General features: G+C 74.6%; 19 protein-coding genes. 12 read left to right on the forward strand and 7 right to left on the reverse strand.

The genetic code is table 11. From position 1 onward, the window contains the following. Window positions 1-3: 3 nt before the first annotated feature. The 5 genes from BKA21_RS07300 to BKA21_RS07320 all read right to left on the reverse strand — a co-directional run bounded on the left by BKA21_RS07300 (window position 4) and on the right by BKA21_RS07320 (window position 7,634). Window positions 4-1,566, reverse strand: a complete 1,563-nt coding sequence (locus tag BKA21_RS07300) for a GH39 family glycosyl hydrolase (RefSeq protein ID WP_179625332.1) — start codon at window positions 1,564-1,566, stop codon at window positions 4-6. Continuing rightward, window positions 1,563-3,206: an ABC transporter substrate-binding protein gene (locus BKA21_RS07305; RefSeq protein WP_140457623.1), complete on the reverse strand. Its 1,644-nt coding sequence runs from the start codon at window positions 3,204-3,206 to the stop codon at window positions 1,563-1,565. The genes BKA21_RS07300 and BKA21_RS07305 overlap by 4 nt, the downstream gene beginning before the upstream one ends. Window positions 3,207-3,277: 71 nt before the next feature. Continuing rightward, a complete protein-coding gene (locus tag BKA21_RS07310) occupies window positions 3,278-4,210 on the reverse strand; it encodes a carbohydrate ABC transporter permease (protein WP_203793378.1) in 933 nt (310 codons plus the stop codon). Beyond that, on the reverse strand, window positions 4,204-5,268 hold the full coding sequence (locus BKA21_RS07315; RefSeq protein WP_140457625.1) for an ABC transporter permease: 1,065 nt from the start codon (window positions 5,266-5,268) through the stop codon (window positions 4,204-4,206). Before BKA21_RS07315 ends, BKA21_RS07310 begins: the two co-directional genes overlap by 7 nt. A gap of 5 nt (window positions 5,269-5,273) precedes the next feature. Next, a complete protein-coding gene (locus BKA21_RS07320; RefSeq protein WP_140457626.1) occupies window positions 5,274-7,634 on the reverse strand; it encodes a beta-xylosidase/alpha-l-arabinosidase in 2,361 nt (786 codons plus the stop codon). Between the two features lie 255 nt (window positions 7,635-7,889). Here BKA21_RS07320 and BKA21_RS07325 point away from each other — a divergent pair, with 255 nt between their 5' ends. The 3 genes from BKA21_RS07325 to BKA21_RS07335 all read left to right on the forward strand — a co-directional run bounded on the left by BKA21_RS07325 (window position 7,890) and on the right by BKA21_RS07335 (window position 11,230). After that, window positions 7,890-8,924 (forward strand): LacI family DNA-binding transcriptional regulator, encoded by a 1,035-nt coding sequence (locus BKA21_RS07325; RefSeq protein ID WP_140457627.1) that lies wholly within the window; start codon window positions 7,890-7,892, stop codon window positions 8,922-8,924. Window positions 8,925-8,983: 59 nt separating this feature from the next. After that, window positions 8,984-9,967: an acetylxylan esterase gene (locus tag BKA21_RS07330; RefSeq protein ID WP_140457628.1), complete on the forward strand. Its 984-nt coding sequence runs from the start codon at window positions 8,984-8,986 to the stop codon at window positions 9,965-9,967. A 216-nt stretch (window positions 9,968-10,183) separates the two neighbouring features. After that, window positions 10,184-11,230 (forward strand): NAD(P)-dependent alcohol dehydrogenase, encoded by a 1,047-nt coding sequence (locus tag BKA21_RS07335; RefSeq protein ID WP_140457629.1) that lies wholly within the window; start codon window positions 10,184-10,186, stop codon window positions 11,228-11,230. Here the strand turns inward: BKA21_RS07335 and BKA21_RS07340 are convergent. Then, window positions 11,194-13,758, reverse strand: coding sequence for a glycosyl hydrolase family 95 catalytic domain-containing protein (locus BKA21_RS07340; protein WP_170208910.1), 2,565 nt, complete (start codon window positions 13,756-13,758; stop codon window positions 11,194-11,196). The two genes, BKA21_RS07335 and BKA21_RS07340, sit on opposite strands and share 37 nt — an antisense overlap. 96 nt (window positions 13,759-13,854) lie before the next feature. Here BKA21_RS07340 and BKA21_RS07345 point away from each other — a divergent pair, with 96 nt between their 5' ends. The 6 genes from BKA21_RS07345 to BKA21_RS07370 are packed head-to-tail and all read left to right on the forward strand — an operon-like array spanning window position 13,855 to window position 17,721. Then, complete coding sequence (locus BKA21_RS07345) at window positions 13,855-14,319, forward strand: tRNA (cytidine(34)-2'-O)-methyltransferase (protein ID WP_140457631.1); 465 nt, start codon at window positions 13,855-13,857, stop codon at window positions 14,317-14,319. A gap of 53 nt (window positions 14,320-14,372) precedes the next feature. Next, on the forward strand, window positions 14,373-15,104 hold the full coding sequence (locus BKA21_RS20150) for an HAD family hydrolase (protein ID WP_140457632.1): 732 nt from the start codon (window positions 14,373-14,375) through the stop codon (window positions 15,102-15,104). 48 nt (window positions 15,105-15,152) lie between these two features. Beyond that, entirely contained in the window at window positions 15,153-16,130 is a 978-nt protein-coding gene (locus tag BKA21_RS20155; protein ID WP_170208911.1) for a type IV toxin-antitoxin system AbiEi family antitoxin, read from the forward strand. Continuing rightward, window positions 16,120-16,980 (forward strand): hypothetical protein, encoded by an 861-nt coding sequence (locus BKA21_RS07360; RefSeq protein ID WP_140457634.1) that lies wholly within the window; start codon window positions 16,120-16,122, stop codon window positions 16,978-16,980. The genes BKA21_RS20155 and BKA21_RS07360 overlap by 11 nt, the downstream gene beginning before the upstream one ends. 28 nt (window positions 16,981-17,008) lie before the next feature. After that, window positions 17,009-17,206, forward strand: a complete 198-nt coding sequence (locus tag BKA21_RS07365; RefSeq protein WP_140457635.1) for a hypothetical protein — start codon at window positions 17,009-17,011, stop codon at window positions 17,204-17,206. Beyond that, window positions 17,203-17,721, forward strand: coding sequence for a GNAT family N-acetyltransferase (locus tag BKA21_RS07370; protein WP_239072706.1), 519 nt, complete (start codon window positions 17,203-17,205; stop codon window positions 17,719-17,721). The genes BKA21_RS07365 and BKA21_RS07370 overlap by 4 nt, the downstream gene beginning before the upstream one ends. On the opposite strand, the gene BKA21_RS07375 is transcribed toward BKA21_RS07370, so the two are convergent. Continuing rightward, a complete protein-coding gene (locus tag BKA21_RS07375; RefSeq protein ID WP_140457636.1) occupies window positions 17,713-18,324 on the reverse strand; it encodes an ATP-binding protein in 612 nt (203 codons plus the stop codon). The two genes, BKA21_RS07370 and BKA21_RS07375, sit on opposite strands and share 9 nt — an antisense overlap. A 154-nt stretch (window positions 18,325-18,478) precedes the next feature. On the opposite strand from BKA21_RS07375, the gene BKA21_RS07380 reads away from it, so the two are divergent. The 3 genes from BKA21_RS07380 to BKA21_RS07390 all read left to right on the forward strand — a co-directional run bounded on the left by BKA21_RS07380 (window position 18,479) and on the right by BKA21_RS07390 (window position 21,995). Further along, window positions 18,479-20,272 carry a gamma-glutamyltransferase family protein gene (locus BKA21_RS07380; protein ID WP_170208962.1) on the forward strand — a complete coding sequence of 598 codons (1,794 nt, stop codon included), beginning with the start codon at window positions 18,479-18,481 and terminating at the stop codon, window positions 20,270-20,272. 140 nt (window positions 20,273-20,412) lie between these two features. Further along, window positions 20,413-21,279, forward strand: a complete 867-nt coding sequence (locus BKA21_RS07385) for an amidohydrolase family protein (RefSeq protein ID WP_140457638.1) — start codon at window positions 20,413-20,415, stop codon at window positions 21,277-21,279. Beyond that, window positions 21,276-21,995 (forward strand): FadR/GntR family transcriptional regulator, encoded by a 720-nt coding sequence (locus BKA21_RS07390; protein WP_239072705.1) that lies wholly within the window; start codon window positions 21,276-21,278, stop codon window positions 21,993-21,995. The genes BKA21_RS07385 and BKA21_RS07390 overlap by 4 nt, the downstream gene beginning before the upstream one ends. Window positions 21,996-22,020: the final 25 nt, after the last annotated feature.

Below are 22,020 nucleotides of genomic sequence, written 5' to 3' on the forward strand. Positions count from 1 at the left end.
CCGTCATGGTGCCGCACCGGTCCGCTCGTGGTCGGCGACGAGACGGTCGTCGTGCCCGCCGAGCAGGCGTCGGTCGTCGAGGCCTTCGTGGTGGGTGGGCCGCACGGGCAGGATCTCGACGAACGTCACCTCGTGCCGGGACAGCTCGAGGTCGAGGTCGACGCGGCCGTCGACGACGGGCAGGTGCCGGTGCTCGAGCGCGGGGCGGGCGCAGTCGTGCAGGTGCGCGAGCTCGCGGGCGGTCGGCGAGAACGGCCGGCCGAGCTCGCGCCACGCGGCGAACGCGTTGCCGTCGTGCTCGTTGACGCGCTCGCGCCGCACGAACACCGCGGGCGCGCCCGTGGGGACGGGCAGGGACAGGGCGAGCCGGTGGGTGGCGGGCGCGGGCGGCGCGTCGGTGCCGCCGACGGGCTGCCAGGCCAGCACGGTGACGCGCCCGTCGGGGTCGGCGCAGACCAGGTGGTCGGCGCCCCGGGCCAGCACGTCGCGGCCGGCCCGGGCCATGAACGCGTAGAGGTGGTAGGTCGGCTTGGGCACCTGCCGGTGCGTGAGCAGGCCGAACCCGCCGTGGAAGAACGACGTCGGCACGTCGGTCTCCTCGAAGACGTCGCAGAACGTCCAGTACGAGAAGGAGTCGACGAGGTCGCCGCCGCCGACCAGGACGGGCGCCAGGTAGGCCGCGTTGTAGGCGGTGTCGTGGACCGGGTTGTCGGGGCGGTAGGAGGTGTTGAACTCGGTGACGTGCACGGGCAGGCCCGCGAGGGGCGTGCCGGCCAGGTGCTGACGGGGGGCGCCGAGCTGGTCGAGCAGCGCCTGCGGCGGCTGCAGCGTCTGGTAGGTGCCGAACGGCACGTGCTGCGCCGGGCCGGACGTGTACGCGTGCCGGCTGACGAAGTCCACGGGCACGTCCCGGGAGGTCACGTGCTCGACGAACGGCGCCCACCAGTCGTCGGCGCCGGGCGAGATCGCGGGGCCGCCGACCTGCAGCGACGCGTCGACGTCCTTGATCGCCCGCGCGGTGACCTCGTAGAGGTGCAGGTAGGCGGCCTGGTCGGCGCCCTGCCAGAAGTCCGGCAGGTTGGGCTCGTTCCACACCTCGATCGGCCAGCGGCGCACCTCGTCGAGGCCGTACCGGTCGACGAGGTGCCGCACGAGCGCGGTCACCAGGTCGGTCCACTCGCGGTGGTCGCGCGGCGGGGTGACGTTGCCCTTCCACCAGAACACCGTCTGGTCGCCGGACGCGAGGGCGGTGGGCATGAACCCCAGCTCGACGAAGGGCCGCACGCCCAGCTCGAGGAACCGGTCGTGCACCTGGTCGACGTAGGTGAAGGAGTGCCGCACGTGGGTGCGGCCGTCGACCGTCGAGGTGCGGTGCACGCCCATGTCGTCGGAGAGGAGCCCGTGCCCGCGGAGGTGGCCGAAGCCGACGTCCTGCTGGACCCGGGCCAACGAGGCCTGGTGGTCGGCCCGCAGCGCGAGGTTCAGCCGCCCGGTGCCGACGCATGCGCGCCAGGCACCGGGCAGCGGACCCCGCGGGGAGGCGGGGACGACGGTGCGGACGGTCACCCGGCGTCCGCGTAGCGCTGCTGCGCCTCGTTGGCGACGTCGAGGTACTGCTGCAGGTTCATGCCCTCGAGCTCGGCGACGTAGGCGTCCCACTCGTCGAAGGACCGCTGGCCGAGGATGAACCGGGCGGTGTTCTGCATGACGTGGTCGCGCAGCGCGGTCTGCCACAGGGAGACCTGCTCGCGCTCGAGCTCGTCGAAGGGGCGCGGCGGGCCGTACTCCAGCGAGGTCTTGCCGGCCATCTGGTCGAGGAAGTCGAGGACCTCGGGGCGCAGCATCGACCGGTCGAGCTCGTCGGAGGAGCCGTGCTCGAGCATCCAGACGCCGTTGTGGTAGCCGTAGTCGGTGTTGAGCACGGTCGACGCGCCGGGGTTGAGGCCGTTGATGTCGATGTCCTCGGCGAGCGTGCGGGTGCCGTCGGCGGCCTTCGTGTAGGTCTCGCCCTCGACGCCCCACTTGGCGAACTCCAGGCCCTCGTCGGAGTAGTACAGCCAGTCGAGGAGCTGGAGGGTGGCGAGCAGGTGCTCGGACTCGGCGAGGTCGGCCGAGAGCATGAGGCCCGAGACGAGGCGTCCGCCCGCCGCGAGGTGGTCGCCGGCCGGACCGGCGGGGACGCGGAGCAGCGCGACCTCGGCGTCGGTGCCGAGCTCCTCGAACGTCGTGCGGTACCGCAGGATCTCCTGGTCGTTGGCGCCGATGGCCATGGACTGGCCCGAGCCGAGCTTCTGGATCGCCTGGTCGTCGTCCTGCGTGAGGCTCTCGGGGTCGAGCAGCCCGTCCTCGACGAGGCCGGCGAAGTACTCCAGCAGCTCGCGGTACTCGGACGTGGCACCGGTGTACACGTACTCGCCGGCGTCCTCGTCCCACCACAGGCCCTCGCCGTAGCCCCAGCCCGCGGCGGTGCCGAAGTTCGGCGCGGCCATGTTGAGCGTCGCCTCGAGGGGCCCGTTGGCGGACCACCGGTCGGACAGCGGCCACGCGTCGGGGTACGCCTCCTTGACGGTGCGCAGGTCGTCGGCGAACTCGTCGAAGGTCGCCGGCTCCAGGCTCAGGCCCAGCTCGGACCACACGTCGGAGCGCACCGCGAACGTGTACATGGGCCGCACGGACTCGCGCAGGCCGGGCAGGAGGTAGAACTTGCCGTCCTCCTGGCGCAGCTGGTCGAGGTCGGCCTCCAGGCCCCAGTCGGTGATCTTCTGCTGGAGGTTCGGCATGTGCTCCAGGTAGTCCGAGACGGGCAGGATCGCGCCTCCCGCGACGAACTGGACCTCCTGGCCCGGGTACGTCACGGAGATGACGTCGGGCGCGTCGCCGGCACCGATGAGCAGACCCTTGCGCTGGTCCCACTCGGCCAGCGGGGCGCTGACGATGTCGAACGTGACGTTCTGGTTCTCCTCGAGCTTCGTGAGGATGTCCCAGTCCTCCTGCAGGGGGTAGTTCGGGTGGTCGCGGTAGAGCAGGCCGATCTCGACCGGCTCCGTGGCGCGGAACGTCGTGCCGACGCCGTAGTCGGCCATGGCGCCGACGTCGCCGAGCTCGTCCGCGTCGGGGGCGTCCTCGCCCCCGCCGGAGCAGGCTGCGAGCGCCAGCACGAGCGCCGCGGCCGTGGCCGTCGTCGCGTACTTCCGGGTGGTCCGCATGGTGGGTCCTCCGTGAACCTCGTCGTCCGTGGGGGGTGGTGCGGGTGGTGCGTCGTGCGGGCGCGGGCCCGTCACTGCTTGACCGCGCCGAGCATCACGCCCGACACGAAGTACTTCTGGATGAAGGGGTAGAGGCAGATGATCGGCAGGACCGTGAGCAGCATCGTCACGGCCTTGACGTTGGAGGCGATCTGCGTGGACTCCCCCGAGCCGCCGCCCATGGCGTCGAGGCTGGTGGCGGCGGCGAGCAGGTTCCGCAGGTACACGGTGACCGGGTAGAGCTCGGCGCGGTCCATGTAGAGGAACGCGGAGAACCACGAGTTCCAGAAGGACACCGCGTAGAAGAGCACCATCGTGGCGATCACGGCCTTGCTCAGCGGCAGCACGATCCGGGCGAGCTTGCCGTACGTGCCCAGGCCGTCGATCTCGGCGGCCTCCTCGAGCTCGGTGGAGAAGTTCTCGAAGAACGACTTCATGACGAGCAGGTTGAAGACGCTGATGGCGTTGGGCAGCACGATCGCCCACAGGGTGTTCTTCAGGCCCAGCTCGTTGATGAGCACGTAGTTGGGCACGAGGCCGCCGTTGAAGAACATGGTGAACACGGCGATGCCGATGAACACCGACCGGCCCTTGAGGTGGTGCTTGGAGATCGCGTAGGCGAACGTCGTGGTCAGCACCATCGCGATCGCGGTGGCCACGACCGTGTAGACCACGGTGTTCTGGTAGTTGCGCCAGAACATGGGGTCGGCCATGACGACCTGGAACGTCGTGGTGTTGAACCCCTTGGGCCACAGGTTGACCTGGCCGGCGTTGATGTACCCCTCGGAGCTGAACGCCTGGGCGACCAGGTTGACGAACGGGTACAGCGTGACCGCGGCGATCAGCACGAGGGCGGCGGCGTTGACGGCGCGGAACACGGTGGTGCCGCGGGAGTCCTTGACGACGCGCGGCGCGGTGGCGGCCGGGCGCCGGTCGGTCCGGGCGGGGCTGTCGGTGGTCACCACAGGCTCGTCCCCACGGCTCGGCGCGAGATCGCGTTGGCGGACAGGATCAGCGTCAGGCCGATGAGCGCCTCGAAGAGGCCGATGGCCGTCGCGTAGGAGAAGTTCGACGAGAGGATCCCGACCCGGTACAGGTACGTGGAGATCACGTCGGCCGTCGGGTACAGCAGCGGGTTGTAGAGCAGCAGGATCTTCTCGAAGCCCACGGCCATGAACGTGCCGATGTTGAGGATGAGCAGCACGACCATCGTGGGCCGGATCCCGGGCAGCGTGACGTGCCAGGTCTGGCGCCAGCGGTTGGCGCCGTCGATGCGGGCGGCCTCGTACAGCTGCGGGTCGATGGTCGTCAGCGCGGCGAGGTAGAGGATCGTGCCCCACCCGACGGTCTGCCAGATCTCCGAGCCGATGTAGATGGTGCGGAACCACTCGGCGAGCTGCATGAACGGCACGGCCTCGCCGCCGAGCGCGGTGATCGCCTGGTTGACCGACCCGCGCACCGCGGTGAGCTGGAAGACGAGCCCGGCGACGATGACGACGGACATGAAGTGCGGCAGGTACGAGATGGTCTGGATGACGCGCTTGAAGCGGCGCGACCGCAGCTCGTTGAGCATGAGGGCGAGCACCACGGGCAGCGGGAAGATGATCAGCAGCGACAGGGCGCCGAGCGCGAGCGTGTTGCGGAACACCTGCCAGAACGCCGGGTCGGCGATGAACATCTGCACGTAGTGCAGGCCCACCCACTCCTCGCCGAAGATCGACCCGCCGGGCCGGAACCGGCGGAACGCGATGACGTTGCCGGCCATCGGCAGGTACCGGAACACGGCGAAGAAGACGACGGGCAGCACGAGCAGCGTGTAGAGCTGCCAGTCGCGGCGCAGCGCCTGCCGCCACGTGACCTTGCCGGCGGCGCGGCGGCGGGCGGCACGGTCGAGGGGGCCGCGCGGCGGGCCGCCGGGACCGCCGGCCGCGAGGCCGATCGCCGCCGCGGCCGCCGGGCCGGAGCCCGCCACGGGCGAGCCTGCCGCCGGCTGCCCGACGGGCAGGGGGTCGTGCACGGTCATGGGTCTCACCGCCCTCGGGTGGGGTCGAGCACGCGGGCCGTGCTCAGCAGGTGCCGGTCGTCGCCGACGACGCGGACGGGGCCGGTCATGCGCAGCGGCACGGCGTGCGAGGCGTCGGCGCTGTGCCGGGCCAGGCGCAGCTCGACGTCGCCCGGCTCGACGACGCGGGTGCCGTCGCGGCGCGTGAAGGACGCGAGGTCGGCGTGCACCTCGACCTCGACCGTGCGGGTCTGCCCCGGCTCGAGGTCGACGCGGGCGTGCCCGACGAGTCGGACGACGGGCCGGACGACGCTCGCGACCGGGTCGTGCAGGTACACCTGGACGACCTCGGTGCCCGCACGGTCTCCGCTGTTGGTGACGTCGACCGCGACCCGGGTGGTGCCGTCGACGGGCCAGGCGTCGCCGTCGAGGGCGCGGGCGTCCGACCACGCGAACGACGTGTACGCCAGGCCGTGCCCGAACGGGTGCAGGGGCGTGGGGTCGATGTTCGACACCCCGGACCGCGCCCCGAGGGGCTGCGTGAGGTAGGTGCCGGGCTGGCCCGAGGCGTGCCGCGGGAGGCTGACCGGCAGCCGCCCCGACGGGGCCACGGCACCGGTGAGCACCTCCGCGACCGCCTGCCCGCCGCGCTGGCCCGGGAAGAACGCCTGCACGAGCGCCGCGGCGCGGTCCGCGAACCCGCCGACCGCGTAGGGCCGCCCGGTGAGCAGGAGCACGACCACGGGGGTGCCGGTGGCGAGCACGGCGTCGACGAGATCCTCCTGGACGCCGGGCAGCTGCAGGTCGGTGACGTCGCAGCCCTCCCCGGACGTCCCGCGGCCGAACAGCCCGGCCCGGTCGCCGACCGCGACGACCACGACGTCGGCGTCGCGTGCGACCTCGACGGCCTCGGCGAACCCGGTGCGGTCGTCGGTGTCGACGTCGCAGCCGCGGGCGGTGGTCACCTCGCCGTGCAGCCGGCGCAGCTCGGTCACGACGCCGGGCACGTCGACCCCGCGCGGGACGTCGGGGTGGTGGCTGCCGACGTGGGCGGGGAACGTGTAGCAGCCGAGCATGGCGTCGGCGGCGTCGGCGAGCGGGCCGACCACCGCGACCCGGGTGCCCGGGGCCAGCGGCAGCACGCCGTCGTTGGCGACGAGGACGAGCGACTCGCGGGCCAGCCGCAGTGCGACGTCCTGGGCGGCGGCGTCGTCGAGCACGAGCTGCTCGACGTCGGCGGGCTCGGGCTGCCAGCCCGGGTCGAGCAGCCCGAGGGCGGCCTTCTGCGTCAGCACGCGGTGCAGGGCCCGGTCGACGAGGGCCTCGTCGACGTCGCCGGCGCGGACGGCCGCGACCAGCGGGGCGCCGTACGCGTCGAGCGACGGCAGCTCGACGTCGACCCCGGCGGCGAGCGCCAGGCCGGCGGCCTCGGCGCGCGACCCGGCCACGCCGTGCAGCGTCTGGAGGAACGCGATGCCGTAGTAGTCGGCGACGACGATCCCGTCGAAGCCCCACCGGTCGCGCAGCAGGTCGGTGAGCAGCCAGGGGTCGGCCGCGGCGGGGACGCCGTCGATCTCGGCGTAGGAGTGCATGACGGCGCGGGCGCCGCCGTGGCGCAGGGCGGTCTCGAACGGCGGCAGGATCACGTCGGCGAGCTCGGTCGGGCCCATCGAGACGGGTGCGAGGTTGCGCCCGGCGCGCGAGGCGGAGTACCCGGCGAAGTGCTTGAGCGTGGCGACGACGCCCGTGCTCTCCAGGCCGCGCACGTACGCGGCGCCGACCGTGCCGACGAGGTACGGGTCCTCGCCGATGGTCTCCTCGGTGCGGCCCCATCGGTAGTCGCGGGTCACGTCGAGCACGGGCGCGAGCCCCTGGTGCACGCCGGCGGCCCTCATGGACGTGCCGATGCGCACGGCCATCTCCTCGACGAGGTCGGGGTCGAACGTCGCGCCCCAGGCCAGCGGCGTCGGGTAGGTCGTGGCCTGCCAGGCCGCGAACCCGGTCAGGCACTCCTCGTGGACCTGCGCGGGGATGCCGAACCGGCTGGCGGCGACGATCTCGCGCTGCGAGGCGGCCAGCGAGCGCGCGGCCAGCACGGGGGCGACGGGCGCGGTGCCGAACGGCCGTGTGAGCTGCCCGAGGCCGTGGGCGATGACGTCGGGCCAGGCCGGCACGGACCCGGTCATGTCGGCCTGGTGCGGGGCGACGCCCCCGCCGGAGGCATCCGCGCCGACCCACAGGCCCACGAGCTGGGCGGCCTTCTCCTCGAGGGTCATCGCCGCGACGAGCTCGTCGACGCGGGCGGCGCGCTCCGCGGCGAGCCCCGGGTGCGCGTCGCCCGTCGCCTCGGCCAGCGTGCCCGCCGACCCGTGCAGTCCTGCCCCCATGAACGTCCCACATCCTCGTGGTGTCGGAAACTTTCGGCATCGTTGCCGAAAGGTGGTGGCGGTCACGTTAGGCAGTCCCCCGCCAGCCCGTCAAGCCTTCGCGTGACAGCGCCTTCCGCCGGGTCGGGCGCCCGGGGAGACGCGGACGGACGGACGCCGCGCGCACACGCCCCACCGGGCACCATCGGTGCTAGCGTCGGCGTCGAAAGTTGCGGACGGTCGCACCGGGCGGCCCGCCAGCCTGCGAGGAGACGCGTGGCCACATCCACCGACGGGACGCGCCAGGTGACGATCGCGCAGGTCGCGACCCTCGCCGGGGTGTCCGTGCCGACCGTCTCCAAGGTCCTCAACGGGCGCACCGACGTCGCACCCGCCACGCGCGCCCGCGTCGAGGCGCTGCTCGCCGAGCACGGCTACCGCCGTCGGCGCGCCCGCGTGTCGCAGGCACCCGGGCTGCTCGACCTCGTCTTCCACGAGCTGGACTCCGCGTGGGCGCAGGAGGTCATCAAGGGCGTCGAGGACACCGCGTCGCTGCACCGCGTCGGCGTGGTGCTGTCCGAGCTCGGCGGCGCCCACCGGCCGCCGCAGGAGCTCATCGACGACATCCTGGCCCGCAAGCCCCTCGGCGTGATCCTCGTGCTGTCGTCCCTCGACGCGACGCAGCGCCACCAGCTCGAGTCCCGGTCGATCCCCTTCGTCGTCGTCGACACCGCGGGCGAGCCGCCCGCCGGCGTGCCGACCGTGGGCTCCAACAACTGGAACGGCGGGCTCAGCGCCGTGCGGCACCTGCTCGCGCTCGGGCACCGGCGCATCGGCGTCGTGTCCGGCCCGCACGACGTGCTGTGCAGCCGGGCGCGCGTCGACGGGTACCGCTCCGCGCTCGAGGAGGCCGGGGTGCCGTGGGACCCGGACCTCGTGCGGTGGGGCGACTTCGCCGTCAACGGCGGGTACCGGCACGCCCGCGACCTGCTCGCGCTGCCCGAGCGCCCGACCGCGATCTTCGCGGGCTCGGACCTGCAGTCCCTCGGCGTCATGCGCGCCGCCCGCGAGGCCGGCCTGCGCATCCCCGAGGACCTGTCCGTCGTCGGCTACGACGACCTGCCGATCTCCCAGTGGCTCGGCCCGTCCCTGACGACCGTGCGCCAGCCGCTGCGCGAGATGGCCTCGACCGCCACGCAGATGCTCATGGACCTCGCCGGCGGCGCGACCCTGCCCAACCCGCGCATCGACCTGGCCACCGAGCTGGTGGTGCGCGAGTCCACCGCCCCGCCCGCCGACCCGCCCGCCTGAGGGCACCGCGCCCGCCCCGACCCGACCGCCCTGACGACCACGCCCGCAACGGAGCCGCCGTGCCCTTCGTCGACCTGCCGCTCGCCGAGCTCGAGCGCTACCACCCGCACGTGCCCGAGCCCGAGGGGCTGGACGCCTTCTGGTCCGGCACCCTCGCCGCCGCGCGTGCCGCCGCCGCACCCCCGCACGCCGCCCGGGTCACCACCGCGCTGGAGCTCGTCGACACGTGGGACGTGACGTTCACCGGCCACGGCGGCGACCGGGTGCGCGGCTGGTTCACGCGCCCCGCCGGCCGGGACGAGCCGCTGCCCGTGGTCGTCGAGTACCTCGGCTACGGCCGGGGCCGCGGCCAGGTGCACGAACGCCTGTGGTGGGCCGCGGCCGGGTATGCGCACCTGCTCATGGACACCCGCGGCCAGGGCGCCCAGCACGGCACCGGCGGCGACACCCCCGACCCGGTCGGCTCGGGCCCGGCCACGCCCGGCTTCCTCACCCGCGGCATCGACGACCCCGCGACCGCATACTGGACCCGCCTGGTCACCGACGCCGTCCGCGCCGTCGACACCGCCCGCACCCTGCCCGGCGTGGACCCCGGGCGCGTCGCCGTGTCCGGCACGTCGCAGGGCGGCGGCCTCGCCGTCGCCGTCGCGGGCCTGCACCCGCACGTGCGCGCCGCGATGGTGAACCTGCCGCTCATGTGCCACGTGGAGCGGGCGCTGGCGATCACCGACGCCGACCCGTACGGCGAGATCGCCCGCCACCTGTCCGTCCGCCGCGAGGACGCCGACCGCGTGCTGCGCACCCTCGCGCACCTCGACGGCGTGCACCTGGCCCGCCGCGCCGGCGCCGCCACCCTGTTCTCCGTCGGGCTGCGCGACGCCATCTGCCCGCCGTCGACCGTCTTCGCGGCCTACAACGCGTGGGGCGAGCACGTCGACGCCGAGGTCGACCGGGAGATCGTCGTGTACCCGTGGAACGGCCACGACGGCGGCGACGCCCTCCAGCTCACCCGCCAGCTCACCTGGCTCCGCGACCACCTCTGACCCGCGGTCGAGCGGACGACCCGCAGACCCGGGCGGTGTCACCGCTCGTGCACATCCAGGCGATGTCACCGTTCGTGCACCCGCGACGCTGCACGACTCTCTGAGGGGGCACAGCAGGGCCCCTCTGCTCGGTGGCGCGAGTGCCGGCGGGCGCGCAGGATCGTGGACGAGCCGCGCGCACCGCGGCACCCCGCCCCACCCCGACGAGGGAGAACCATGCCCACCACCGTCACCGCGTACGCCGCCCCCGCCGCCGACCAGCCGCTGGTCCGCACCACGATCGAGCGCCGCGACGTCGGCCCGCACGACGTACGCATCGAGATCCGCTACGCGGGCATCTGCCACTCCGACATCCACACCGCCCGCGGCGACTGGGGACCCGTCGCCTACCCGCTGGTCGTCGGCCACGAGATCGCCGGCGTCGTCGTCGAGGTCGGCGCCGAGGTCACCCGGCACGCCGTCGGGGACCGCGTCGGCGTGGGCTGCATGGTCAACTCCTGCCGCGAGTGCGCGCAGTGCCAGGCCGGCAACGAGCAGTACTGCCTCAACGGCATGACCGGCACGTACGCCGCGGTCGACCGCGACGGCAGCACCACGCAGGGCGGCTACTCCCAGCAGGTCGTCGTGGTCGAGGACTTCGTCGTGCGGATCCCCGACGCCCTCGAGCTCGACGTCGCCGCGCCGCTGCTGTGCGCCGGCATCACCACGTACTCCCCGCTGCGGCACTGGGGTGCCGGACCGGGCACCAAGGTCGCGGTCGTCGGCATGGGCGGGCTCGGGCACATGGCCGTCAAGCTCGCGCACGCGATGGGGGCCGAGGTCACCGTGCTGTCGCAGTCGCTGAAGAAGCAGGAGGACGGTCTGCGCCTGGGCGCCGACCACTACCACGCGACGTCGGACCCCGACACGTTCACGGCGCTGCGCGGCTCGTTCGACCTGATCATCAACACCGTCAGCGCGGTCGTGGACCTCGACGCGTACCTGTCGCTGCTGGCCGTCGACGGCACGCTCGTCAACGTCGGCGCGCCCGCCGAGCCCCTGCCCGTCCAGGTGTTCTCGCTGATCCCGGCCCGCCGGTCGTTCGCCGGGTCGTCGATCGGCTCGATCGCCGAGACCCAGGAGATGCTCGACTTCTGCGCCGAGCACGGCCTGGGCGCGGACGTCGAGGTGATCGGCGCGGACCAGGTGAACGAGGCGTGGGAGCGGGTGCTCGCGTCCGACGTGCGCTACCGCTTCGTGATCGACACCTCCACGCTGGCCTGATCGCCGAGGCGGGTGGTCGTGGGCGTCGACCCCACGACCACCCGTGCACGGTGGTCGTCCTCACGCACGACCACCGTGCACGGGGCTGGTGCGGTCAGCGCGACGTGCTCGACGCGGCCGTCGCGCCAGCGCAGGTCGACCAGGTGCAGACCCCCGCGCAGGCGCAGGCCCTGGACGCGGCCGGTCGGCCAGGCCGCGGGCAGCGCGGGCAGCAGGTGCACCTCGCGCGCACCGTCGGGGCCGACGCGGTGCGCCTGGACGAGCGCCTCCGCGATGCCGGCGGTGACGCCGAGGTTGCCGTCGACCTGGAACGGCGGGTGCGCGCACAGCAGCGACCGGTACACCCCGCCGCGGTGCGTGGGCTCCACGCCCGGCGGCGTCGGGGGCAGGTCCGCCGGGTCGGCGTCGACCGGGTGCAGGAACGCCGCGAGGTGCGCGGCCACGCCGTCCGCGTCGCGCAGCCGTGCGCGCAGCGCGAGGCGCCACGCCAGCGACCAGCCCGTGGAGTCGGGGCCGCGCGCGTCGAGCGTCGCCCGGGCCGCCGCGGCGAGCGCCGGGGCTGTGTCCGGGTCGATCGCCGTGCCGGGGTAGACGCGGAACAGGTGCGACTGGTGGCGGTGGTCGTGCTCGGCGTCGGGCACGTCGCCGGACCACTCCGCGAGGCGCCCGTCGGGCAGCACGCGCTCGGCGGGCAGGCGGTCGCGGGCCGCGGAGGCGCGGGTGAGCAGGTCGGTGTCGTCCTCGCCCACGACGGGCGCGAGGCGCAGCAGGTGGTCGAGCAGGTCGCGGGCCATGGCCAGGTCCGCGGTGGTCGACGTGCCGACGCTGGCGGCTGTGCCGTCGGGCAGCAGGTACTGGTGCTCCGGGCTCGTGGACGGCGCCGTGCCGAGGGTGCCGTCGGGCCGCTCGACGAGCCAGTCGAGCAGGAACGCCGCCGCGTCGCGCAGCACCGGCCAGTGCCGACGCAGGGCCTCGTCGTCGCCGGTCCAGTCGTGGTGGTCGGCGACGTGCGTGGCCAGCCAGACCCCGCCGAAGGGCCAGCACGACCAGCTCGGGGAGTCCTCCCCCAGCCCCGTGGGCGCGGAGAAGCCCCAGGCGTCGCTGTTGTGGTGGGCGACCCAGCCGCGCGCGCCGTACAGCTCGCGGGCGGTGCGCCGCCCGGAGACGGCCAGCCGGTCGAGCCAGTCCAGGAGCGGCTCGTGGCACTCGACGAGGTCGCCGACGAGCGCCGGCCAGGCGTTCATCTCGACGTTGATGTTGGTCGTGTAGTTCGCGTTCCACGGCGGCTGGTGCCACGGGTTCCAGATGCCCTGCAGGTTCATGGGCAGCGTGCCCGGGCGCGAGCCGGCGACCGTGAGGTACCGGCCGAGCTGGAACGCGAGCACGGCCAGGCCCGGGTCGGGGGCGCCGTGCGCGTGCCGGACCAGGCGGGCGTCGAGGGGCAGGTCGGGGGCGTCCCCGCCGAGGTCCAGGTGCACGCGGCCCATGAGGGCGCGGTGGTCCGCGCCGTGGCGGTCGCGCAGGTCGGCACGGACGTCGGCCGCGACCACCGTCGCCAGGGCCTCACCCACGACGCGCTCCGCGTCGCCGTGCAGCGTCCCGGTCCGGACGTCGTGGTCGGTGGCGGAGCCGAGCAGCACCTGCACGCGGGAGGCGCCGCGCACTGCCACCACGGGACCGTCGGGGCCGACGTCCACGCGGACCTCGCCGCCGTCGGCGCGGACCGCGAGCGCGACGGCGGCGAGCACGGACGGTCCGTCGCCCCGCTCGACGGCCTCGGCGACGCCCGCGTAGTCGGGCCACACGCGCGTGGGCATCCGCACCAGCCCGACGAGACGCACGGCGCCGTCGACCGTGCCGGGCGCCGACGAGCCGTCGCGGGCGGGCGCGAGGGCGCGGACCCAGGGGTGGGCGGCGGCGACCCTGACGTCGAGGTCGAGGGTCCCGTCGTCGGCGACGCGTTCGGCGACGAGGACCTGGTCGGGGTGCGAGGCGAGCACCGTCTGCCGCAGCCGGTGGCCGTCGGCCCGGGTCCACGCGGTGCGCACGACGCCGTCGTCGAGGTCGAGCTCGCGCCGGTACGCGGCCGGGGCGCCGAGATCCGCACGGGCGGCCACAACCCCGTCCACCTGCGCGTTCGCTCCCGGGAGATCGATGACTGACGGGTCGGTCAGCAGCAGGTCGACGAGCGGCTGGTAGGCCTGGCTGAACCCGCTCTGCAGCCGTCTCAGCTGCGTCTCCGCGGCCGGGACGTCGCCGACGTCGAGCAGCCGGCGCGCGTCCGCGAGCACGGCCTGCGGGCCCTCGGGTGCCGCCGCGGGCGCGAGGTCCGGGTCGCCGGGCGCCCCCGACCAGCACGTGTCGTCGTTCACCTGCAGCCGGTCGGTGCCCGTGCCGCCGAAGCACATCGCCCCGAGGCGCCCGTTGCCGACGGGGAACGCGTCGGTCCACTCCCGGGCGGGTGCGTCGAGGCGCAGCACCAGCCTCGCGCGGGCGGGCGCGGCGGCGGACGGGGAGGAGGACGTCACGTGCGGGCCTCTCGACGGCGGCGGAACGACGCCGCGAAGGTAGCAGCGCCGCCCTGCCCGGTCGGGCACCCGCGCGCACGGTGCGAGGATCGGCGCGTGCTGCACGTCGTCTTCTTCGAGCCCCGCATCCCCGGCAACACGGGGAGCGCGATCCGCCTGTGCGCCGGCACCGGTGCGACCCTGCACCTCGTCGAGCCCCTGGGCTTCGACATGTCCGAGGCCAAGCTGCGCCGCGCCGGGCTGGACTACCACGACCTCGCGCACGTGGTCGTGCACCCCGACCTCGACCACGCGCTCGACGCCCTGCCGGACGCCCGCCTGCTGGCGTTCACCACCCAGGCCACCCGCTGGCACACCGACGTCGACTGGCGCGACGGCGACGCTCTGCTCTTCGGCCCCGAGCCCACGGGCCTGCCCGCCGACGTCCTCGCGCACCCGCGCGTGACCGACCAGGTCCGCATCCCCATGCTCCCGGGCCGCCGCTCCATGAACCTCTCGAACGCCGCCGCGGTGGCCACCTACGAGGCCTGGCGCGTCCTGGGCTTCCCCGGCGGCAGCTGAGACCTGATCGGCCGGCCCACTCGGCGCCCCGGGCAGGTGGCTACGGTGGACGCGTGCCACCGCCCCGCGTCGCCCGCGCCTTCGACGGAGTCCTGCTCGACTGGCGCGGCACGCTCGTCGTCGCCCCGACGTGGCCGTGGCTGGTCCGTACGGCCCTCGCCCGGCTGGGCCGGGACGACGACCCGGCCGCCGTCGAGGTCGTCCTCGTCCGGCTCCGCGCCGCGGACGCCGCACGGGTGGAGTCGTCGGCGATCGACACGGACGCCGGCGAGCACCGCGCCGCGTACGCCGACTGGTTCCGCGCGGCAGGCATCGACGACGACCTGGCCTCGGCGATGTACGCGTGCGAGTCCACGCCCGCGCTCAACCCGTTCGCGGACGACGTGGGGCACCTGCTCGGCACGCTCGACGCCGCCGAGGTCCGGATCGGCGTGCTGAGCGACATCCACGTCGACCTGCGCCCGACGTTCGCCGCCCACCGTCTGCCGGACGGCCGCACGTGGGCAGACGTCGTCGCGGCCTGGTCGCTGTCGTTCGAGACGGGTGTCGCCAAGCCGGACCCTGCCGCGTTCGAGCACGCCCTCCATCTCCTGGGCCTACCGGCCTCCCGGGTGCTCATGGTCGGCGACCGCGGGGCATGGGACGGCGCGGCCGTCGACGTGGGGATGACTGCACTGATCCTGCCGCCGCTGCGCTCACCCGACGATCGGAGGCTCCACCGGGTCCTGGACGTCGCACTCCCTGGGTGGAGCCAGGCGTCGCTAGCCGACGCCGGGAACGCATGACGCCTGTTCATCATTGTTGAACGTACATTATTGATGTACGTTCACGGGGTGGACGACGCGCGCTTCGACGGCTCTCTGCCGCACCGGCTGGACGGTGTGCGTTCCGCCCTGCGCCGCTACGGCGTAGAGCTGGAGGTCCACGGCGACCTTGCGACCCTCCGGGTCGACGACGCGCTGCTGGAACGTCGGTGGCGATGGGTCGAGCAGCACGCCGAGCCGGACCAGGACGGGACAGACGGCGACAGGTGGTTGCTCCTCGCCGACCGGATCCCCCCGGCCCGCGCGGCATCTGCGCGAGATCGAGGCGACTGGTACGCCGACACGGCGGGACGCGCCTTCGTCCGCGCTCGCGGCGTGCTCGTCGACATCCGCGACCGCTCAGGGCCCGCCGCACGGCCCCGCCGTCCGGGCGCGCCCCGGGCGGCGCTGAACCCGATGAGCCCCAAGCGGGCTCAGGTCGTGTGCATGATGCTCGAGGAACCAGGCCTGGTCTCGGCCAGCATCAGGACGATCGCCGAGAGGTCGGGCGTGTCGGTCGGGATCGTGCAGCAGGTCCTGGCCGACCTGGGCGAGCGCCGCTTCCTCCTGCACGGCCGCACGGCCCTGAACCGCGTCGCCGAGCTCCTGGACCAGTGGACAGCGGCATTCGCGAGCGGGCTCGGCGCGCATCTTGAGCTCGGGCGGTTCAGCGGTGACGCCCAGCACCTCGGACCGTGGAGCACCGACGGGCGCGCCGTGTACGTGAGCGGCGAGGCCGCATCCGACGAGCTGCGCGGACCCGACGCGACCTTCTACGTCGCTCAGCTCGACATGTCGGCCGTCATCGCCTCGCGATGGCGGCCCGACGGCTCGAACCCCAACATCGTCGTCCGTCGCCAGTTCTGGCTCGACCCACGCCGCGAGGCAGGAGTGCACGACGCACCCGCAACGCTCCGCCTGGCGGACCTGCTCATCACGGACGACCCCCGCCACAGACTCGCGTCAGTGCCGCTGCGCGAGATGATCCTCGACCGTCATGCCCGTTGACCGGACGCTGCGCGACGTCGTCGAACCGGTGATCGCCGAGCTGGTGGCCCGCGCCCCGCATGCTGCAGGCCGGACCGTGCTCGTCGGAGCGCTGTGCCGGGACGTGCTGCACCGCGAGGCGGGGCACGACTTCCCCCTGCGCAGCACGAGCGACCTCGACCTCGCGCTTGCCGTCGACCGCTGGGACGGGTTCGGGGAGGTCGCGAGGATGCTCCCGCGACTTCGAACCTCCGCGCAGGTCCGGTTCCAGCTGGCCGGGACCAGGGTCGACCTCATCCCCTTCGGGGACATCGAGGATCCGGACGGGGCCGTCCCGCTCGAGGCGAGTGCCGACCCTCTCGACGTGCTCGGGTTCATCGACGTCTGGGAGACCGCACGGACGCTCGTCCTGAGCGACGGTCTCTCGGTCCGGATCCGGACGGTCGCGGGCTACGCGATGCTCAAGCTCGCGGCGTGGGCGACACGCTCCAGGGTGGGCGAGCACAAGGACGCTGGCGACCTGGCGTGCGCCATGTACTGGTACGAGCACTCGGCCGCGATCTCCGACCGGCTCTACGGCGAGGTGCAGGGGACGCAGATCCTGGAGCACGTGTGGACCCGCCCCGAGGACGCGTCGCTCGACGAGCACGCCGTCATGCTCGCTGTCGACGCGACGTCGCTGCTCTCACCCGCCCGCCGAGCCGCTCTGGCGGCCCGCTGGGTCGACGTGGACGATCGACTCCTCGCCACGTACCTGACGAACCGGTCGCTCCCAGGATGGTCCGCGCCCGGGCAACCGGGGCTGATCGAGCAAGCGCGGTCCCTGCGTGTCGGGATCGTCCTGGCCGCTACCGGCAGAGCGCCGTCCTGACAGAACGCCCAGGGCTAGGGTCGGGAGCATGCGCAGCTTCGCCTTCTTCCACGTGTTCGCCCTGCTCCTGTGGGTGCTGGTGCCGCTGGCCGCGGCCGGTCTGCTGTACCTGGTGGTCCGGTGGGGGATCCGCGACGGGCTGACGGACGCGCGTCGGCGGGAGGCCGCGGAGCGGCAAGCACCCCAGGGCCAGGTGCCGCCGGTGCAGGGCCCGCCGGCCGCGTGAGCGGGACGGTCGTCGCGCCGCAGCCCGCGCACGCGTCGGACCTCGACGCGATCGACGCCCTGCGCCGGTCGCTCGAGGACTGGATGGCCGAGACGGGGCTGGTGCAGTGGCCGCGCGGGTCGCTGCCGCGCGAGCGGATCGCCGCGCAGCTCGCGGGCGGCGAGTGGTGGGTCGTGCGGGACGCGGAGGTCGGTGTGGCGGGGTCGCTGCGGCTGCTGCGGGTCGACCCGGACTTCTGGGGCGACGACGCGACGCCCGCGGTGTACGTGCACGGGCTGATGGTCGACCGCCGCCGGGCGGGCACCGGGCTGGGGCGGGCGCTGCTGGACTGGTCGCTGGAGCGGGCGCGCGCGGCCGGCGTGGACGTCCTGCGCCTGGACTGCCGGACCACCAACCCGGCGCTGCGCGCGTACTACGAGGGCTACGGCTTCACGGCGGTGGGCGTGCGGGACTTCGCGACGTTCAGCGCGACGCTGCTGCAGATGCCCGTCGATGGGCGGCCGACGTCATCGTGACGGGCTGAGGACCGTCACGTCGAGGTGGCCGAACCCGCCGACGAGGGCGCGCAGCGCGTCGGCGTCGACCGGGTCGCCGTGCACGCCGCCGAACGTGACGGTGGTGCCCGTGCCGCCGCGCGGGGTGAGCGGCACGAGCGTGGAGTCGGGGACGCCGTGGCGGTACGTCTGCGACCAGGCACCGTCCGTGCGCCAGTTCTCGTGGACCAGCTCCGCGCTGAGCGCCGACACCACCGACATGCCCCGTCGCGGGTGCCCGTCGGGCAGCAGCGGGGCTCCGTCGACGTCGAAGAACCGGACGTCCTGCGTCGCCATGACGGGCTTGCGGACGACCGCGCCGTGCTCGTCGACGCGCGTGTCGGTGCCACGCCCGTCGTCGGCGACCGCGACGTGGCCGTCGCCGAGGACCACGTCGACCTGCCCGCGCCTGCCGGTGGCCGCGGCCTCCTCGTCGGCGTACGCGAGGACCTCGAGCACGAGGTGCAGGGCGCCGCCGGGCGCGAGCGCGTCGGCACGGGCGCGCACGTCGGCCAGGTGGTCCTCGTCCACGTCGGACGCCCACGCGTGGGTCGTCGTCCGCCAGGTGCTCCGTGGTCCCGTCACCCGCCCATCCTCGTCCTCCCAGCGCGCTGACGTGGGCGGACGGCCGGTCGAGGCGTAGGCCGAACGGGCGACACGCGCACGTCCGCGTCACCCGGTCGGGTGTGAGGATCGGGACGTGTTCACCACGCGCCCCGAGCTCACCGGCACCTTCGGCATGGTCGCCTCGACGCACTGGCTCGCCAGCGCCGTCGGGATGCGCGTCCTGGAGGCCGGCGGCAACGCGTTCGACGCCGCCGTGGCCGCCGGGTTCACGCTGAGCGTCGTCGAGCCGCACCTCAACGGCCCCGGCGGTGACGTGCCGATCATCGGGCACCGGGCGCGCGACGGGCACACGTTCGTCGTCTGCGGGCAGGGCACGGCGCCCGCCGCGGCGACCCTCGGCGCGTTCGGGGACCTGGGCGTCGAGGAGGTGCCGGGGACGGGGCACCTGGCAGCCGTCGTGCCGGGGGCGTTCGGCGCCTGGCTGGACCTGCTGACCCGGTACGGCACGCTGCCGCTGGCGGACGTGCTCGGCCCGGCCCTGGCGTACGCGCGCGACGGGTACCCGCTGCTGCCGTCGGCCGCCCGCACGGTCAGCACCGTGGCCGAGATGTTCGCCGCGCACTGGCCGACGAGCGCGGCCGTGTACCTGCCGGGCGGGCAGCCGCCCGCGGCCGGTGCACGGTTCACCAACCCGGACCTGGCGTGCACGTTCGAGCGGCTCCTGGCCGAGGCCGCAGCGGCCGGGCAGGACCGGGACGCGCAGGTGGAGGCGGCCCGGCGCGCGTTCTACGAGGGCTTCGTGGCCGAGGCCGTCGACACGTTCGTGCAGACGCCGGTCGTCGACGCGACGGGCCGCGCGCACGCGGGCCTGCTGCGCGGCGAGGACATGGCGGCGTGGCGGGCCACGGAGGAGCCCACGGTCTCGGCCGACGTGCTGGGCGTGCAGGTGCACAAGACCGCCGCGTGGGGCCAGGGCCCGGTGCTGCTCCAGCAGCTGCGGATGCTCGAGGCGCTCGACGTGGCCCCGCTCGTGCGCGACGCGGTGGCCCTCGAGGCGTCGGGCGTGGCGGACGACGGGACCGGCCCGGTGACGCGGCTCGTGCACCTGGTCACGCAGGTCGCGGCGCTCGCGTTCGCGGACCGCGAGGCCTACTACGGCGACGCCCCGGACGTCCCGCTCGACGCCCTGCTCTCGCGGGAGTACGCGGCCGAGCGGGCGCGGCTCGTCGGCGACGACGCGGACGCGACCCTGCGGCCGGGCTCCCCCGGCGGCCGGGCGCCCGTGCTGCCGTCGCGGGTGCTGGCGGACCGCGCGGGCGGCGGCGGGGTCTCGGCCTCCGCCGGCGGGCTGGGCGAGCCCACCGTCTCCCCCGTCGGGCTCACCCCCGGCGACACGTGCCACGTCGACGTCGTCGACCGCTGGGGCAACCGCGTCTCGGCGACCCCGTCGGGCGGCTGGCTGCAGTCGAGCCCCGTCGTGCCGGGGCTGGGGTTCGCGCTGCCGACGCGTGCGCAGATGTTCTGGCTCGAGCCCGGCCTGCCGTCGTCGCTGGTGCCGGGCCGGCGCCCGCGCACGACGCTGAGCCCGGCCATGGTGCTGGGTGCCGGGCACGGGTTCGCGTTCGGCACCCCGGGCGGCGACCAGCAGGACCAGTGGACGGTGCCGTTCCTGCTGCGTCACCTGCTGGGCGGGCTGGACCTGCAGGCCGCGATCGACGCGCCCTCGTGGCACTCGACGGCGGTGCAGTCCTCGTTCGCCCCCCGCACGCACACACCCCGCGGGCTGGTGGCCGAGTCGCGCCTGGGCGCCGGGGTGCTGGCGGGGCTCGCCGCGCGCGGTCACGCCGTGCAGGACGCGGGGCCCTGGTCGCTGGGGCGGATCAGCGCCGCGGGCGTACGGGCGGACGGTCTGCTCGTCGGCGCCGCGAACCCCCGCGGGCAGCAGGGGTACGCGGTCGGACGCTGACGGGTGCGTGACCGGCGCTGACCGCTGTCACTGCGCCGATCGGGTGAAAGTCATCGATTCTGTGACCCGCCCGTGAGGATTCCATGAGACTCCGGGGCCTGACGGGCTCGGACGTCGGCGCGGGGCATTACTGTCCGACCATGCCGTACGACGTCGTGGACTCTCACCTGCAGGTGTGGGACCCCGAGCACGTCCACTACCCGTGGATGGACGCCGACCACCTCCCGGTGGCTCGGCGCCTCGGCGACGTCGGGCACGACCTGCACGAGCACCGCGTGGACGGCGTGGTGCTCGTGCAGAGCGCCGACAACCCGGCCGACACCGAGCACCTGCTCTTCCAGGCGCTGTGCTCCCCGCGCGTCGTCGGCGTCATCGGCTGGGTGCCCCTCGCGCACGCCGCCGACGCCTCCGCCCGGCTCGACGCCTGGCGGTTCGAGCCCGTGGTCGGCGTCGCGCACCACGCGGCCGGGTCCGGCGGCTGGCTGCTGCGCCCGGACGTCGCCGAGGGGCTGACCCTGCTCACGGAGCGACGCCTGCCCCTCGACCTCCCCCGCACCACGCCCCGGATGCTCGACGAGGTCGCCCGCGTCGCCGAGCGGCACCCCAAGCTCACGCTGGTCCTCGGCCACCTCGCCTCCCCGCCGCTGGCCGCCCGCGCGGCCGGCGACACGGCCACCTGGGACGCCTGGGTGGCCGGGGTGCACCGCGTCGCGCAGGCCCAGCACGTCGTCGCCAAGGTCGCCGGGCTCGGCCACGCCGCAGGCCCGGGCTGGACGGCTGCGGACGTGCGCCCCGCCGTCGACGTCGCCCTGGAGGCCTTGGGGCCCGAGCGCCTCATGCTCGGCAGCGACTGGCCCGCGGCCCTCGACGGCCACGCCACCTGGTCGCAGACCTGGCAGGCGCTCTGCGCGACGCTCGACGGCCTGGACCCGGCCGCGCAGGCCCGGCTCCGCGGGGGCACCGCCGTCGACGTGTACGGGCTGCCGCCCGTGCCGGTCACCCCGTGATCGGCCCCCAGCGACCCCCTGCGCGCGTCCCCCTCACGCACGACGTGGTCGAGGACGTGCGCCGCATGGTGCTGGACGGCACCCTGCGCCCGGGCGACCGCCTGCCGTCGGAGAAGGACCTGGCGGTGCACCTCGGCGTCTCGCGCGGCTCGCTGCGCGAGGGCGTGCGCGCCCTGGCCGCGCTCGGCATCCTGCAGGCCCGGCACGGCGACGGCACGTACGTCACCGAGCTCGACGCCACCCGGCTCGTCGCCCCCCTGGCCTTCCTCGGCGACATGCCCGGCGACCGGACCGACGTGCTGGCCGTGCGCCGCACGCTCGAGACGGAGGCCGCCGCACTCGCCGCCCGGCACGCGAGCCCCGCCCTCCTCGAGCAGGCCCGCGCCTCGCTGGACGACATGGCGGGCGCGTTCGCGGAGCCCGTCCTCGACGCCGCCCGCGTCGCCGCCGCCGACGTCGCCTTCCACCGCACCGTCGCCGACGCGTCCGGCAACCGGGTGCTCGCCGCGCTCGTCGACGCCCTGGCCGCCCCGCGGGCCCGCGAGCGCGCGTGGCGCGACCTGCACGAGGACACCGCGACGCGCGTCGTCGGCGAGCACGCGGCGATCCTCGACGCGCTGACCGACGCCGACCCGGACCGCGCCCGCATCCTCATGGCGGCCCACCTCATCGGCGCCGAGCGCATCCTCACCGCCCACGGCGCCGCCCCGGCCTGACCGGCTGCACGACCGCGCCCCGTCC

It is taken from the genome of Cellulomonas oligotrophica, from assembly GCF_013409875.1.
GTDB classification, from domain to species: Bacteria; Actinomycetota; Actinomycetes; order Actinomycetales; family Cellulomonadaceae; genus Cellulomonas; species Cellulomonas oligotrophica.